Here is a 14,876-nt window from a genome sequence, read left to right on the forward strand (position 1 = left end):
AGGACCCTAGGCCCATGGCACGGTCGGCCGCCCCTTCGATCCAGGATCGATTCCTGCGCAATCTGGACTGGAACCTGCTGCACACATTTCATGTGATCGTCCAATCGGGGAACCTGACGCGCGCCGCCCAGAAACTGGGCCGCAAGCAACCCGCCGTCAGCCTGGCCTTGCGGCGGCTGGAAGGACATCTCGGCGCTGCACTATGCACGCGGGCCTCGAATCACTTCGAGCTCACGCCAGAGGGCATGGTTGTCGCCAATGCCTGTGAGGAGCTGTTTCAGCGTGTCGGTGGATTGCCGGATCGCCTCGCCAACCTGCCTGGCGAAGTGATCGGGCATCTGCGCATCGCCGCCATTACCAGCATCACCAGTCCGCGATATGACCGGGTCATCGCCGCCTATCACCAGCGCTATCCGAAGGTGCAGATCGGCGTCGACATCGTGCCGTGGGCGGATGTGACGCGTCGGTTGACGCGTCAGCTCGCCGATATCGGCATCGGGCCTGCCAGATTTCTCGATGCGGATTTCGAGTACAGCCTGCTCTATGCCGAGCCGGTCCAGCTCTATTGTGGCCGCCCCCACCCATCCTTCGGCAAGACGGCAGCGACCCCTGATGAGATCGCAGACGAAGGTCTCATCATGACAGGCGGCGACGAACCGGATGTCATCAGCCGCTATCGGCTTCAATATGGATTGGGACGGGTCGTCGCCGGACAGTCCGAACATCTCGACGAAGCCAAGCGGCTGACCATCCAAGGCGTCGGCTTATGCTTTCTGCCCGAGGCGTTCGTGCAGGTCGAGGTTGCACAAGGCCTGCTGTGGCCGGTCCTGCGCGAGGCGGAGCGGTTCACGTCAGATATCCATGTCATCTCGCTGCCGCGCGAACGCATTCAGCTCCCAACCCGGTTGCTTCTCGACCTGCTGCAAGAAATGCAGGACGACTAGGTCGCACACCCGCGAGCGCGCCGACGCCGCCTCAGCAACAATTCCCGACGCTGGGCCGGCAGCAACCGCCAACCCCCATGACATCGCAGCAGTTGGGGCCGCAGCAGTCGGAGCCGCAGGAATCGCACCCGCCGCAGCCGCAACCGCCGCCACAACCGCATCCGCAGCCTTGACCATGACCGCCGCCATGGCCGCCCCAGGCCGCGGGCGCGTAGCCGTAACCGGCGCCGGCCAATCCCTGCAGCAGCCGGAGGCTGCCCGCGAGGAGCTGGTTCACCACATTCATGCCGAGGCCCAGGGTCGAGCCGACCTGGTCGCCGATTCCGGGGCCGCCGGTCGGCAGGGTCGGCAGCGACGGAAATCCCGGCATCGACGGCATCCCCGGATAGGGCATGACCGAGGGCGGCAGGGCCCAGCCGGGCGCGCCGCCGGGGCCCGCCGGCATCATCCAGGGCATCATCGTCGGGAAGGGTGACGGCGCTGCGGCGCCTGGTGCCGCTGTGGCGGCCGAGCGCGCGCGGAAGCGGTCGAGCTCCTCCTGTGCCTTGGTCTTGCCCTGCGGCGGTGCCGCCGGCTTGTTGTCCTTGCGGCTGCCGCCGGGCTTGGTGGCTCTGGCCATGTGACGCCTCCCTCGATCGGTTTTCGGATCAGCAGCTGAACACTTCGCACCAGCGCAACCGCGCCGTCATATTGACGACGAGGATGGTGACGGTGGCGCCGGGCTTGGTCGTGATGATGCATTCCTTGATCTGGTAGCCCACGCCGGGTTTCTCGGTCTTGCCCCAGGCGAGCAGCGTGCCGTCGCTGTCCTGCACCAGCACCGCGATCAGGGACTGCGCCGTCGGCGTGGTCGGCATGTATTCGACCGAGAGATGGACGCAGCAGCTGCCGCCGATGAAGGCGGTGCCGAGCCCCGCCGTCAGCGCCGCCGCGGCCGCGTCGAGCGCCACGGTCTCGCGGCCGCCGACATTGACTTGCGTGAAACCGGCGGGCGCCATGTTCATCACGATGGGCGCGCTCGCATGGCTCTGCATCATCGCGGTGAAGGCTGCGGTGCCGCGCAGATCGCCGATCTTGGTGTCGGCCTTGACCAGCACCTCCTTCGATTCCTTGCGGCATTCGCGGCAGCCGCAGACGCATTTCGATTTCGGATGGCCGCAGCCGTGACAGAAGCCATGGCCCATCTGGCCCGGATAGATCGGAATCCCCGGCATCATGGGACCCTGATGACCCCCAGGAAACCCCGGTTGGCCGGTATAGTGCGGATGTGCGGGATGCATTGGCCTCTACTCCTTCTGTCGGATGGGTTCAGCAGCAGATCCGTTCGCACCAGCGCAACCGCGCCACCGCGTCGGTGACCGAGATCGTGACCTTCGTGCCGGCGTCGGCGGCGAGGAACGCCTCCTCGCTGTGATAGCCCTCGGCCAAGTCGGTCGCGGTCCAGGTCTGGGTGGTGCCGCCCGATTCGAGCGTGATCTCGACCTGGGGCGCCGGCGCGCCGGCATCGACCAGATACTCCAGCGTCAGATGCGTGTCGCTATGACCACCGACGAAGCCCTGCTTGGGCGAGCCCGCCGGATCGACCTCGACCTCGCGCGGCACGACCATCTCGGCGCAGGCGGGCTTGCAATCGACCGGCGCGCAAGGCACCGGCACCGCGAAGAACGCGATGTAATAGGGACCGCTCCAGCTCTGGCAGCCGCCGCCATGATATCCGCTCGGTGAGTGATGCATCGCTGATCCTCCTTCAGGGTCCGCCATTGGGCGGTGTGTCGTCCGCGGGTTTCGTCACGTCCTGAACCACCTTCAGGCTGTCCTTGATCACGTCGAAGCCCGATTTCACGGCGGTGTTGATCGCGTCGGCGAGCTTGTCCGTGACCTGATTGTCGATGAGCGACGTCGCGGTCCCGTGAACCAGCTTTCCGATCGAGTCCAAGATCGATGCCATGCTGCCGACTCCTCTTTCAGGCGGGTGCCGCGATGCGACCCTGCCGCTGCAATGACGTGTGATGGATTCCGGCCGGCTGCGTCAGGCCCGGCGTCTCCGCCACGCCGCGCTGGACCAGCCGCACCGCCTTGGTCGCGACCTCGATGCCCCAATCGAGGTTGGCCAGCGGATCGCGCACCATTTCCGCACCGGCGAGCCCCAGGCTCTGCGCCGCACCCCGCGCGATGCGCATCGGCCCCAGGATCGAGCCGCCCTCGGCCGCGAACATCGTCTGCCAGACGCGCGGGTCCTTGGGGAAGGCGTGATAGAGCGCGCGCGGCGAGAGGCAGATGCTCTGCGAGATGGCGCCGCTGAAGACGCCGCTGCAGAATTCCTGGAACTGCCGGTCGGCATCGGTGAGCCGTCCGATCTGCGTCAGGGTGAAGAGGCAGAAATCGCGTAAGTGCGGATTCTTGGCGATGGAGAGGAAGAGCTCGGCCGTCTGCCAGTCGAATCCCACATGCCGGCCCCAGCGCCGCTCATAGGCGCGCAAGCCCCGCGCCGAGCAATCGCCAGCGGCGAGTGCCGCCACCGCCGTCTCGGCGGCGAAGAAGGCGCTTTCCATCGCCTTGTGGATGCCGCCGCCATTGAGCGGGTCGGCATGGTTGGCGGCATCGCCCACCAGCATGATCCGGTCGGCCAGGATCGCGTTGGGCTTGAAGAAAGCGGCCGATCCGCCCGAGGGCGCGCCGCAGCGCGTGGCATGGCGCAGCATCGTCCCCAGCTCGCGGTCGAGGAAGCGGCGGAAATCCTCGGCGAGCTTGCCCGGCATCGAGAAATTGCGGTCGACCGCGTAGCCGAGCCCGACATTGGCGAAACCCTTGTCGTCGACGAACAGCCAGCCATAGCCAGGAAAGTAATCGCGGTCGAAATAGACCTTGATCTGCGCGCCCTCGCATTCGACGTCGCGGTAATAAGCCCGCAAGGAAAGCGCCATGGCGCCGGTCTTGAGCGTGTTGCCGATGGCGCGGGAGACGGTCGAGGAGACGCCGTCGGCACCGATCACGATCCGGCCCTTGAAGCTCCGGGTTCCTTCGCGGGTCTGGCAGGTGAGCTCGACAGCGTCACGCCCGACCTGGACCTCGCGCAGGATCCGCCCACCCTCGAACGTTGCGCCCTTGACGATCGCGTTGCGCCGCAGCGTGTCGTCGAAGCGCTTGCGGTCCAGCAGGATCGCGAAATCCGGATAGGCGGTGCCGACCGGGAAGCCGCCGGTCAGGAGATGCTTGCCATTGATGAAGAGGTCGCAATCGCGGATACAGGCTTCGGTCTGCGCCATCACCTCGTCGGCGCAGCCCAGCTGGTCCAGCCAATAGACCGCCTGGGGCGTCAGCCCATCGCCGCAGACCTTGTCGCGCGGAAATTCCGAACGATCGAGCAGCAGCACGTCCAGCCCCTCGCGCGCGAGGAAGGCCGCGGCACTGCTGCCGCCGGGACCGGCGCCCACCACCACCACGTCATGGATGTGCTCGCCACTCACGAGACGAGGGCCCTCATGACGACACCACGAGCCGGACCGGAATCCGCAGCTCGTCCTCGGACGAAACCAGGATCCAGCCGAAATAGACATCGGGCGGCGTCTCCGCCGGCACCGCGCCGCGCAGCACGAATTTCTCGAAATCGACCGGGGCGATCGCCTTGGTCTCGGGCTTGATCGACATGGTGGCCGCCGGCAGCGAGGCACCGGTGGTCTCGCCCTGAAAGCCTTCGATCCGCAGGCTCACCTTCTTCGGCGCCACCATCGAATCATTGTTGATCGAGAAGGAGACCTTGACCGTGCCGCCCGGTGCCAGCGGCAGGCGGTTGGTGATGAAGAAGGCGGCGGCTTCCGCCGGCGGCGGCTCGGCCGCTTCGGGCATCGGCGGCGGTGCCGCTTCGGGCTCGCCCTCGCGCTGCATCGCGGCCGCCATCCGCTCCATCACCTGCTGCTGCGCGGCGCTGCCGATGCGGTTGACGATGGTGACGCCGAGGCTGACGCCGGCTTCGGCCAGATCCAGCCCCTTGGCCAGGATCATGCCCATCTGGTCGACCTTCTCGCGCAAATCGAGCCCGCCCTCGGGTTTCGGCGGCGGCTTCTCCGCGGTCCGTGGGCCGGAGCCCTCCGCGTCGTTGGTGGCAGCCATGGCAGCCTCTCTCAGCAGATATCGCCGCCCGGGAGCGGCGGGATGCAGCTATAGCGATAACGATGGATCATCGGGCCGGCTTGCGCCGGTGCCGGCGGCCAGGGACGATCCCAGATCATGCGATGGATCAGATGCCGGACGGCGGCGGCGTTGGCGGCACCGGCGTAAAAGGCGGCGGCGGGCAACGCCATCATGTTCTCTCGCAGCGCGGCGGCACGGCATTGCGGGCAGGTACAGGGGTTCGCGGCCATGGCCTAGCTCCCCGAACTGACGGAGCTGCCACCGGTCGCATCGAACGGGCGATGCGGATCGGGGCTGGGTGCGGCTTGCGCCGGGAACTGGAAGCGCGGCGCGCCGGCATGCATGGCCGGGCGGCGCTGCGCCGCCAAGTGCGGCGGGGGTCCGCGATCGAGGCGGTGCGCATGGTCGCGATGGGGCGCCGGCGGGCGCGGTGCTGCGACCTGGGAGACCGTGCAGCTCTCCGAGATCCGTACCGGGATGCCGGGATTGCCGGCGGCCGCGACATCGGTATAGCTGCGATCGTCGCTCTTCGACTGCTCGCGCCGATGCTTGTCCTTCGGCACCAGCTTGGTCGTGCCATGCAGGGTCATGCGCAGGATCTCGAAGCCGAAGAAGCGCGTATGCACGGTGTAGTTCGAGCAGAGATCGATGTTCTGCTGGAGCGCGATCGCCACCGGCGGCACGCGCTTCACATTGAGATCGACCGAGGGCAGCCGGCTCAGCGACAGATTGACGGTCGGAATGCTGGTGACATTGAAGCGTTCGACCTGGAGCGGGTCGAGGTTATGGACCCGGTCGATCCGCAGGGATTCGATCGAGAATGGATCGATATTGTTGAGTTCCTTGATATGGACCGCGGCCGGCGCGATCTTCTGCACCTTCGCGATCGTCACCGGATCGATGTTGCGGACCTCCGAGATCCGCACCGGATCTATGTTTTTGACTTTATTGACATCGACATCCATGGCGCTCTCCTGCGACCCGGCTCAGAGCAGGCCGGGCCAGACATAGTTCAGCTGCAGCACTTTCGCGTCGTCGGACACGCCCGGCTGCGCCTGGACGCGCGCGCGGACCGTCGCCAGATGCGTGCCGCCGAGATTGGGCATTTTGTAGAGAAAGGTCGGCGCGGTGCCGGCCTGCAGCACCCCATCGACGAGCCATTCGATGGCGGTGCCGGCCGTGTGGCTCAACCGCGCCTCGAACAGCTGCATCTTGTTGGAATCGTCGATATAGGCGTTGTGATCGCCCTGCGCGTAATAGAGCGTGGCGCGCTTGGGCCAGATCTCGATCACGGGGGTCGGCGCTGGCTCGGGACCGATGCCGATGACCGTGACCCAGGCGAAGGCCTTGCGCAGCGGATCCTCGAGCGCGGTCGCGACCACGAGATCGGTGAAGGGGCTGGCGAGCCCGCCCTTGTTGGGCGCCCGGTAGAGGCCCTGCGGGTCGATGCTGCCGGCACCGGGCCCGCCCGCCGGGCTCAGCACCTCCCAGCTCGCGCCGCGGCGCGAGTTATAGACCTTCGCCTCGAAGCGGACCTGCGTGTTGATCGGGTTGACGAAGCGCTCGTCGCGGAAGGCCAGCTCCACGCGCGGCGGCGAGATCTCGATCTCGACCTGATGGCGCGCGACCACATGATGCGTCACCTCGGTGATCGCCGGGGGCGGATGATGGCCGTGGGTTCCGTGCTGATGGGGGCGCATCGCGGGGCTCAGCTCTCCTCGCCGCTCTCGAGCGCGCTCTTGAGCGCGGCGCCCAGGACCTTCTTGGGCAGTTCCGCGCTGAGCTCCACATCGAGCTTGCAGGCACCGATGCCGGCGAGGTCGACCTGCAGCCCATCCTTGCCGATCTTGGCCCTGGCCCAGCATTCGACCATCTTGAGCTTGGCGTCGAAGGGATCGATCTGGACGTCGAAGGGGCCGACCGTCATCGCCTGGACATTGCCATGCGCCCGCGCCAGGAACGGGATCCGCACCGTGACCGGGATCTTGTCGATCCGCGCGCGGATCGGGCCGGTCGAGAGCTTGAAGGCACCCTCGCAGCGCAGATCGAGCTCGATCGGGTCGGTCTTGGCCCGCAGCTTGAGGTCGGGATGGCCGTGCAGCTCGATCTTGGATTTCAGCGTCATGACGCGCTCTCTCCGGACTCGCGGGGCTTGCCGGCCTCGGCCGCCTTCTCGAGATCGGGATAAACCCGCTCGGCCAGATCGCTGAACATGGTGCCGACCGTCTTGTTCAGATGCTCGAAGCCATGGAGCGCGCGGCTGATCTCCTCGCAGGAATCGCCGACCACCTCGAAATGAACCAGCGGCCCGAGCCGGATGGACAAGGTGATGTTGGCCATCAGTTCTCCTCCTTGGATCCGGGCGCCTTGCCGATCATTCGTGCGTCTCCCTGCCGTGGGATGCGGCCCCGCTCTTGTCGTGCCCGTTGGCAGCATGTCCATTCGCTTTGGCGGCGCCGTTCAAGTCCTGGTCGAGATCGCGGATCTTGCGTGTCATCTCGTCGAGTGAGAGCAGGGTCATGAGCACGAGACCCTTCTCGCGCTCGCCCAGCTTGGCGTAGAAACCCTCGATCTCGGATTTGATCCGGCCGCCATCGCCGCCCTTGCGGAACTCCTTGCCGCGCTCGCGCAGCACGCCGCTGAACTGGTTGACGATCGACAGCACGCCATAGAGCAGGTCGGCGACGTCGCCCTGGGGGGCCTTGCCGTTCTTCTCGGGACCGGCACGCTCCGATTCCGACGTGCCCGCCGCCGTCTTCTTTTCCGGTTCCGGCTTCTCCGCGCTGTTCTTCTCCGCCCCGTTCTTCTCGGCAGCCCCGGCTGGATTGCAGCGCGGGCAGGCGAAGCGGCTTTCGACCGGGGAGATCTTCCAGACGCCGTAGAGCGCGGTGCGGGCGCCCTCGGGAATCGCCTTGCAGTCGCGGCGATGGAGCAGGCCCGCCGCCGGATCGAACTGGAACGGCGCCTGCGCCGCCTCCTCGCGATTGTCGATCTTCAGCAGCGCCTCGCGGGCGTCGATCTTGCTCTCCTTGTAGAGCTCCTGGATCTTCAGGGCGACGAAGTCGCCGATCGAGCCGCCGGGGCTGGGCTTATTCATAGACGGCCCAGGCCGGCCCTCGCAGGCGGCGCTGTTCCCGATGCTTCTGCAGGCGCGTCACGTAGTAGCGAGTCAGAAAAGCGATCAGCAGGTCGCGGCCGGCGGCCGGGCGCAGGCCCTGCATCAGTTTCTGGATGTGGGAGGAGAAGATCCGCCGCAGCGCCTGCTCCGGCCGGCCCAGCGCGTTCATGTAAGTGACGCGGCGGTCGGCGCGATCGGCATAGCAGTCGCCGTGATCGTCGATGAACATGATGAGCGCGCCCGCGACGAAGATGTGCCGGATGTAATCCAGCGACAGGTTCGGCAGCAGGAACGCCGACAACAGGATGATGGCGTGTCCGCTGCGGTCGCGGGCCAGACGCTTCAGCCGCGCCAGCCGCCGGGCGCGGGGCAGCGCCTTCATCTCGGCTTCGAGGCCGCGCATCTCGACGTCGCGTCGCTGGGCCTCGAACAGCCGCAGGATCGCCTGGCGCAGGGTCGGCTCGAGGATGTCGCGCTCGGCGAAGAGCCGCGAGACCACGACATAGAAAAGCGTCTCGCGCTCGTTCCTGACCTCGAACCAGCCGGTGGTGAAGAGCAGCTCCAGCCGCGTCACATAGGCCCGGGTCGCCTCCTCGCCGAAATCGTCGAGGAAACTGTCGGCCAGGAAACAGCAGCAGCCATAGAGGCAGGTGATGCGCTGCCGGCGCTCGTCATAGGGATAGTCGGCGATCTCGGTGCAGGCATGGCCGACCAGCATCATCTTGGTGCTGAGCTCGACCATCTTCCGGTATTCGTTGCCGGCATTCTCCAGCAGCGCGGGGTAATAGGCTTTGACGATGGGCTCGAGCGTACCGGTGACGAAGCGGCGATAGACCGGCATCAGGGAATCCACCCGCTCGCGCGCAGCGGCCGGCGGCTGCCAGCCCAATGTCTTCCGCGCTGCGTGCGGCTCCCAGGCCATGCGCACCCCACCCTTCCCCAGCGCACCTGTCGATGCGCAGGGTCACCTTGCCGCCATCAGCTTGCCTTCATTCGCGGGACGGCGCGCCTTTCATGCCAATGAAGTTTCGGTGGGATAGTCGGCAGGCGACCTTTCTGGCCTCGACTCGACCTATGTCACAACGAACTCACAGCGCCGGAAATTGGATGGCGCGCCAACCGGCAGCGGTGGGAAGGGCTAAGACTTCTGTCATATCCCCTGCCGCGGGCGTCCCCCGGCGCGGGGGCGGTGGAAGAATATTTTCTTGCCTTCTTCCTAAAGCTTTTCTTGCGCCCGGACGGGCCCCCATCCGACCCCGATCGATCCGGACGACGGCTCCTGCTCCTGAAAGGCGCCGCCGCGCGGTTTGTTACCGGGGCGATACCAGGTCGGCCGCCGGTGCCCGGCGCCGCTCTGCCTGTCGGGCGCTTCACAAATCACCGCGGCTGCCGCGGCGGCGGGACAAGCCGTCACTTGCCGATGCCGCCGTTCGTGAACATGTTTTTGGCGCCGGGGCCACCCTCGACCGCGTTCCGCCGGCAAACACAAGGATCGGATCATTGGCAAGCTCACGACAGTTGCGTCTAGGCGCCTTCATGCGCCCTGTCAGCATCCACACCGCCGCCTGGCGCTATCCGGGTGCCTTTCCGGACGCCAATTTCAACTTCGCGCATCTGAAGCGCTTCGCCCAGACGCTGGAGCGCGGGCGTTTCGATGCCTTCTTCATGGCCGATCATCTGGCGCTGCTCAACATGCCGATGCAGGCGCTGAAGCGCAGCGCCACCGTGACCTCGTTCGATCCCTTGACCTTGCTGCCGGCCCTGGCGGTGGTGACGGAACGGCTCGGGCTGATCGCGACCGCCTCCACCACCTATAACGAGCCCTATCATGTCGCGCGCAAATTCGCGTCGCTGGACCATCTCAGCGGCGGGCGCGCCGGCTGGAACCTCGTCACCTCCGGCAACCCGCATGAGGCCATGAATTTCGGGCTGGACGAGCATGTCGAGCATTCGACGCGCTACCGCCGCGCCCGCGAATTCTTCGACGTGGTCACCGGCTTGTGGGACAGCTGGGCCGACGACGCCTTCATCCGCGATGTCGAGACCGGCATCTATTTCGACCCCGACCGGCTGCATGTCCTGAACCACAAGGGCCGCGATCTCTCGGTGCGCGGGCCCCTGAATATCGCGCGGCCGATCCAGGGTTGGCCGGTGATCGTGCAGGCAGGCTCCTCCGAGGCCGGCCGCCAGATCGCGGCCGAAACGGCGGAGGTGGTCTTCACCGGCCAGAACAACCTCGCCGACGGCCAACGCTTCTATGCCGATGTGAAGGGCCGCATGGAGAAGGTCGGGCGTTCACGCGACCATCTGAAGATCATGCCGGGCGCCTTCGTCGTGGTGGGCGACAGCCTGGACGAGGCGCGCGAGAAGAAGGTCCGGCTCGACGCGCTGGTCCATCCGGACAGCGGCATGGCCTCGCTCTCGGTCCAGCTCGGCCATGACGCCTCGAAATTCGATCTCGACGGGCCTCTGCCCGAGATTCCGGAGAGCAATGCCAGCAAGAGCGCACGCGAGAAGCTGATCCTGAAGGCGAAGAGGGAGAACCTCACCGTCCGGCAGCTCGCGCAGTATGTCGGCGGCAGCTATGGCACGCTGGAGATGATCGGAACGCCCGCCATGATCGCCGACCAGATGGAGGAATGGCTCGTCACGGAGGGCGCCGACGGCTTCAACGTGATGTTCCCCTATCTGCCCGGCGGGCTCGACGAGTTCGTCGATCGCGTCGTGCCGGAGCTGCAGCGCCGCGGCCTGTTCCGGAAGGACTATGAGGGCCGGACCTTGCGCGAGAATCTGGGGCTGCCGCGACCGGCAAACCGTTTCTTCCCCAAGCCTTGAGGGCACCGGATCCGGCGCGAGCGCGGGACGGGCGCCTGAGCCGGGATGCCGCCACACCGCAAAACGGCCCCGGGATTTCGCCTGGGGCCGCTTCTTGCAGGGTCGCTGGCACCGGCCGCGCCGGCGCGATCTCTATTCGAGAATGAACGTCACCTCGAGCGTGACGCGATATTCCTCGATCTTGCCCTTCGAGACCTTGGCCTTCTGCTTGATCACCTCGACGCCGGTGATCCCGCGCAACGTCTTGGCGGCGCGCTTGACGGCGGCATCCACGGCATCTTGAAAGCCCTTCGACGAACTGGCGGTCAATTTTGTGACACGGGCGACAGACATGCTGCTTCTCCCCATCGAGGTTGGAGAAGCGATGCTACTCCCCTTGATCGGGGGCCGGCCAGGGACTGGAGGGAGGGGGAGAGACACAGGGCCCGCAGCCGGGGGGAAGACTGCGGGCCCTGCCAGTAATGGGAGCCAGGCTAGACTAGGCCTGACGCCCCGCCCGCTGGCTGGGGGGAAAGCCAGCGGGAGCTCGTGATGAAACCGGGCCGGGCGGCCCGGCCTCCGGCCGTCGCCTCAGGCGCCGGCCTGCATCGGTTCGGATCCGGCAGTCCGGCGGGCCACCGATACCGTCGATTTCAGGGTCTCGGGCTTGGCGCCATGCGCCCGGCGCCAGGCGCTCGGGCTGGAGCCTTCCTGCCGGCGGAACAGCCGCGAGAAATGGGACTGATCGGCGAAGCCGCAATCCAGCGCCACCTGGCTCAGGGGCTCCTCGGTCGCGAGCATCATCTCCCGGGCGCGTGCGATCCGCCGGCGCACCACATAACCATGCGGCGGCTCACCGAAGCTGATCTTGAAGGCCCGCGCGAAGTGGCTGACGCTCAAGCGGCAGAGGTCGGCCATCTCTTCCAGGGTAATCGCCGAGGCCAGCTGACTTTCCACCAGCGCCTTCAGGCGGTTGATCTGCCAGGGGGCCAGCCCGCCGCGGGCCAGATAGGCGGGGCCGTCCTCGGCTTCGACATCGTTCGCCGGCTTGAGCGATTCCAGGAGGCTTGTGGCACGGTTGAGGCAACGCCGTGCCGCGCCCTGGTCGCGCTCGAGATAACCGCTGGCGCTGGTCAGGAGCTGGACCACCGTGGCCTGGACGTCGCCCAGGCCGACCGGCGCCGCCGGGAAGAAGGCTGCGTTCGGGGTCTGGCTCTTGGCGGCGCTCGATGTCTCTCGGAACATGACGGATCCCTTCTGATGGTGCCCGCTTCGGCCGCGCCCTTCGCGACCCGGAAGCTCTTGTTGACACCCTGAAGATCGGATCAATCGCCGCTACGAACAATTCTACGGAGGGAGGGGTGGCTAGGACGCTAGTGTCACCCGCTCATACCAAGGTATGGCGTGCCGCAAAGGGGCATTTCGCCGCCGATTTCCGGCTGCGAGGCGGGCGCGGGCATGGGTTATGATCGGCTCTTCCCCAGCCCATAACCCGCGAGACGAAAGCCCGTGGCACTGCAGTCAGCGGCCGACAGCGGCCCCACCACCCCGCCCCCGCGCCGCCGGTTCCTGACGATACCGGCCGGCGTCTCCAAGGTCCGGATCGCGTTCGCATTCGCGCTCGCCGCCGCCATCTTCCTCTTCGACACGATCAGCCCCGCCGGCATCGCGGTCGCGGTGCTCTACGCCGTCGTCATCATGATGTCGGTCGATTTCTGCGACCGTCGGGGCATCATCCTGGTGTCGTTCGGCTGCGCCGCGCTGACGATGATCGCGTTCCTGATCGGCCATGGATTGAATTTCGACGGCGATCCGATGCTTCGCTGCATGGTCAGCTTGTCGGCGATCGCCATCACCAGCCTGCTGGCGCTACGCAGCCAGCGCGCGACGGCGATCTTGCGCGAAAGCGAGCGGCGCTATCGAAACATCTTCCAGACGGCGGGCGTTTCGATCTTCGAGGAGGATTACAGCGCGGTCCGCTCCGCCCTGCGCACCCTGAAGCAGCGCGGCATCACCGATATCCGCGGCTATCTCGCGGATCATCCGTCCTTCGTGCAGAACTGCGTCGCCATGGTGCAGATCCTGGATGTGAACGAAGCGGCGGTCCGGCTGTTCGGCGCGCGCGACAAGGCGCAGGCGATCTCCTCGCTGCGCCACTACTTCCTGCCCGAGACCACCGACTCCTTCCGCGAGCAGCTCTGCGCCATGTTCGACGGCGCGCATTCATTCGAGTATGAGACGGCGATCCAGACCGCCGACGGCGACCGCCGCGCGATCCTGATGGCGGCGATCTTTCCGCCGGAAAGCGACTCCTATCGCAACGTGCTGATCAGCGTGCTCGACATTACGGAGCGCGAGCGGGCGCAGCGCGCGCTGGAGCAGGCGCAATCGGCGCTCGCCCATGTCTCCCGCATCTCGACGTTGGGCGAGCTGACGGCCTCGATCGCGCATGAGGTCAATCAGCCCTTGGCTGCGATCGTGACCAATGGCGAAGCCTCCCTGCGCTGGCTCAATCGCGAGCCGCCCGAGTTGGGCGAGGTGCGGGCCTGCATCGAGCACAGCATCGCCGAGGGCCGGCGCGCCGGGGCCGTGGTCCAGCGGCTGCGCGATCTGGCGCGCCGCGCCGATCCCCAGATCGTGGCGCTCGATGTCAACGAGGTGATCGAGGAAGTCGCCCTGCTGGTGGAGCGCGAGGCCACCGAGCATGGTGTCGCCTTGCGGCTCGAGCTGGGATCGTCCCTGCCGCTCCTGCACATCGACCGGATTCAACTGCAGCAGATGCTGATCAATCTCACGATCAACGCCATGCATGCGATGGAAACCGTCATCGACCGGCCGCGACAGGTGATGGTCGAATCGCAGGCTGATGCGCCGGGCTCGATCCGGATCTCCGTGCGCGACTATGGCGCCGGAATCGCGGCCGACGCGATGCCGCGGTTGTTCGACGCCTTCTTCACCACGCGGCAGGAAGGCATCGGGCTGGGGCTTTCCATCTGTCGCTCGATCGTCGAATCGCATGGCGGCCGGATCTGGGCGGAAAACAACGCCGACCATGGCGCGACATTTCATATTCTGCTGGCGGTGGCGAAGGACAAGGAATGAGCACGAACACGATACCGAATCTGGAGAATCCGGACGAAGCGACCCTGGTCGTCATCGTCGATGACGATGGCGCCGTGCGCAGCGCCTTGAACAGCCTGCTGCGGTCGGTGGGCTACAAGGTCGAGGCCTTCGGCGCGCCGAAGGAGCTCATGCAGAAAGGCATCCCGGAGACCGCCAGCTGCCTCGTGCTCGATGTGCGGCTGCCGCTGATCAGCGGCCTCGATTTCCAGAGACAGCTCGCCGAGGCCAACCATCGGATTCCGATCGTCTTCATGACCGGCCATGGCGACATTCCGATGTCGGTGAAGGCGATGAAGGCCGGCGCCATCGATTTCCTGCCCAAGCCGTTTCGCGACCAGGACATGCTCGACGCGGTGGCGATGGCGATCGAGCGCGATCGGACCCGGCGCCTCAACGAGGCCGGGCTCGAGGAGCTGCGCCGGCGCCTCGAGAGCCTCAGCAAGCGCGAGCGGGAGATCATGGCCTTCGCGACCGCCGGGCTGATGAACAAGCAGATCGCCGGCGAGCTCAGCCTCAGCGAGGTCACGGTGAAGATCCATCGCGGCCATGTCATGCAGAAGATGGGCGCGCGATCCTTTGCCGAGCTGGTGCGCATCGCGGAAGCCCTCGGCGTTCGTCCTCCGGCCTCGTCCTCCTCATAGCCGTTCCCGAACCGATTCGCGCCAGGGCGACAATTCGTCCGCGGCAGCGCGGGCCGGCCGGCGCAGGAACAGTCTTATTTCCGCAAGCCCGTTCAAGCCTGATGA

At 66.5% G+C, this 14,876-nt stretch carries 19 protein-coding genes; 4 read left to right on the forward strand and 15 right to left on the reverse strand.

The window, feature by feature from the left end; all coding sequences use genetic code 11:
* Positions 1 to 14: 14 nt before the first annotated feature.
* A complete protein-coding gene (locus tag ACREE8_RS10460) occupies positions 15 to 944 on the forward strand; it encodes a LysR family transcriptional regulator (protein ID WP_431572933.1) in 930 nt (309 codons plus the stop codon).
* A 31-nt stretch (positions 945 to 975) separates the two neighbouring features.
* On the opposite strand, the gene ACREE8_RS10465 is transcribed toward ACREE8_RS10460, so the two are convergent.
* The 13 genes from ACREE8_RS10465 to ACREE8_RS10525 all read right to left on the reverse strand — a co-directional run bounded on the left by ACREE8_RS10465 (position 976) and on the right by ACREE8_RS10525 (position 9,115).
* Positions 976 to 1,563 carry a hypothetical protein gene (locus tag ACREE8_RS10465; protein ID WP_431572934.1) on the reverse strand — a complete coding sequence of 196 codons (588 nt, stop codon included), beginning with the start codon at positions 1,561 to 1,563 and terminating at the stop codon, positions 976 to 978.
* Positions 1,564 to 1,591: 28 nt separating this feature from the next.
* Positions 1,592 to 2,161 carry a hypothetical protein gene (locus ACREE8_RS10470; RefSeq protein ID WP_431572935.1) on the reverse strand — a complete coding sequence of 190 codons (570 nt, stop codon included), beginning with the start codon at positions 2,159 to 2,161 and terminating at the stop codon, positions 1,592 to 1,594.
* A gap of 91 nt (positions 2,162 to 2,252) precedes the next feature.
* Positions 2,253 to 2,678 (reverse strand): hypothetical protein, encoded by a 426-nt coding sequence (locus tag ACREE8_RS10475; RefSeq protein ID WP_431572936.1) that lies wholly within the window; start codon positions 2,676 to 2,678, stop codon positions 2,253 to 2,255.
* A 13-nt stretch (positions 2,679 to 2,691) separates the two neighbouring features.
* Complete coding sequence (locus ACREE8_RS10480; RefSeq protein ID WP_431572937.1) at positions 2,692 to 2,892, reverse strand: hypothetical protein; 201 nt, start codon at positions 2,890 to 2,892, stop codon at positions 2,692 to 2,694.
* 16 nt (positions 2,893 to 2,908) lie between these two features.
* Positions 2,909 to 4,411, reverse strand: a complete 1,503-nt coding sequence (locus ACREE8_RS10485; protein WP_431572938.1) for a geranylgeranyl reductase family protein — start codon at positions 4,409 to 4,411, stop codon at positions 2,909 to 2,911.
* Between the two features lie 13 nt (positions 4,412 to 4,424).
* On the reverse strand, positions 4,425 to 5,054 hold the full coding sequence (locus ACREE8_RS10490; protein ID WP_431572939.1) for a hypothetical protein: 630 nt from the start codon (positions 5,052 to 5,054) through the stop codon (positions 4,425 to 4,427).
* 11 nt (positions 5,055 to 5,065) lie between these two features.
* Positions 5,066 to 5,305, reverse strand: a complete 240-nt coding sequence (locus ACREE8_RS10495) for a hypothetical protein (protein WP_431572940.1) — start codon at positions 5,303 to 5,305, stop codon at positions 5,066 to 5,068.
* Positions 5,306 to 5,308: 3 nt separating this feature from the next.
* Positions 5,309 to 6,040, reverse strand: coding sequence for a hypothetical protein (locus ACREE8_RS10500; RefSeq protein WP_431572941.1), 732 nt, complete (start codon positions 6,038 to 6,040; stop codon positions 5,309 to 5,311).
* Positions 6,041 to 6,061: 21 nt separating this feature from the next.
* Positions 6,062 to 6,775 (reverse strand): hypothetical protein, encoded by a 714-nt coding sequence (locus tag ACREE8_RS10505; RefSeq protein ID WP_431572942.1) that lies wholly within the window; start codon positions 6,773 to 6,775, stop codon positions 6,062 to 6,064.
* Positions 6,776 to 6,783: 8 nt separating this feature from the next.
* Positions 6,784 to 7,200 (reverse strand): hypothetical protein, encoded by a 417-nt coding sequence (locus tag ACREE8_RS10510; protein ID WP_431572943.1) that lies wholly within the window; start codon positions 7,198 to 7,200, stop codon positions 6,784 to 6,786.
* Positions 7,197 to 7,415: a hypothetical protein gene (locus tag ACREE8_RS10515; protein ID WP_151175471.1), complete on the reverse strand. Its 219-nt coding sequence runs from the start codon at positions 7,413 to 7,415 to the stop codon at positions 7,197 to 7,199. Before ACREE8_RS10515 ends, ACREE8_RS10510 begins: the two co-directional genes overlap by 4 nt.
* A gap of 34 nt (positions 7,416 to 7,449) precedes the next feature.
* Positions 7,450 to 8,172 carry a hypothetical protein gene (locus tag ACREE8_RS10520; protein ID WP_431572944.1) on the reverse strand — a complete coding sequence of 241 codons (723 nt, stop codon included), beginning with the start codon at positions 8,170 to 8,172 and terminating at the stop codon, positions 7,450 to 7,452.
* Positions 8,165 to 9,115 carry a hypothetical protein gene (locus ACREE8_RS10525; RefSeq protein ID WP_431572945.1) on the reverse strand — a complete coding sequence of 317 codons (951 nt, stop codon included), beginning with the start codon at positions 9,113 to 9,115 and terminating at the stop codon, positions 8,165 to 8,167. Before ACREE8_RS10525 ends, ACREE8_RS10520 begins: the two co-directional genes overlap by 8 nt.
* Positions 9,116 to 9,729: 614 nt before the next feature.
* On the opposite strand from ACREE8_RS10525, the gene ACREE8_RS10530 reads away from it, so the two are divergent.
* On the forward strand, positions 9,730 to 11,028 hold the full coding sequence (locus ACREE8_RS10530; protein ID WP_431572946.1) for an LLM class flavin-dependent oxidoreductase: 1,299 nt from the start codon (positions 9,730 to 9,732) through the stop codon (positions 11,026 to 11,028).
* Positions 11,029 to 11,160: 132 nt separating this feature from the next.
* On the opposite strand, the gene ACREE8_RS10535 is transcribed toward ACREE8_RS10530, so the two are convergent.
* Both ACREE8_RS10535 and ACREE8_RS10540 read right to left on the reverse strand, forming a co-directional pair.
* Positions 11,161 to 11,361 carry a dodecin family protein gene (locus ACREE8_RS10535; RefSeq protein ID WP_431572947.1) on the reverse strand — a complete coding sequence of 67 codons (201 nt, stop codon included), beginning with the start codon at positions 11,359 to 11,361 and terminating at the stop codon, positions 11,161 to 11,163.
* Positions 11,362 to 11,598: 237 nt separating this feature from the next.
* The gene (locus ACREE8_RS10540; protein ID WP_431572948.1) at positions 11,599 to 12,252 is read right to left on the reverse strand and encodes a helix-turn-helix domain-containing protein; all 654 of its coding nucleotides are present in this window, start codon (positions 12,250 to 12,252) and stop codon (positions 11,599 to 11,601) included.
* Positions 12,253 to 12,516: 264 nt separating this feature from the next.
* Here ACREE8_RS10540 and ACREE8_RS10545 point away from each other — a divergent pair, with 264 nt between their 5' ends.
* Together ACREE8_RS10545 and ACREE8_RS10550 are read left to right on the forward strand one after the other, a co-directional pair.
* Complete coding sequence (locus tag ACREE8_RS10545; RefSeq protein ID WP_431572949.1) at positions 12,517 to 14,109, forward strand: sensor histidine kinase; 1,593 nt, start codon at positions 12,517 to 12,519, stop codon at positions 14,107 to 14,109.
* Entirely contained in the window at positions 14,106 to 14,771 is a 666-nt protein-coding gene (locus ACREE8_RS10550; protein ID WP_431572950.1) for a response regulator transcription factor, read from the forward strand. Before ACREE8_RS10545 ends, ACREE8_RS10550 begins: the two co-directional genes overlap by 4 nt.
* The last annotated feature ends 105 nt before the right edge of the window (positions 14,772 to 14,876 follow it).

The sequence above is a fragment of the Hypericibacter sp. genome (assembly GCF_050729195.1).
GTDB lineage: Bacteria > Pseudomonadota > Alphaproteobacteria > Dongiales > Dongiaceae > Hypericibacter.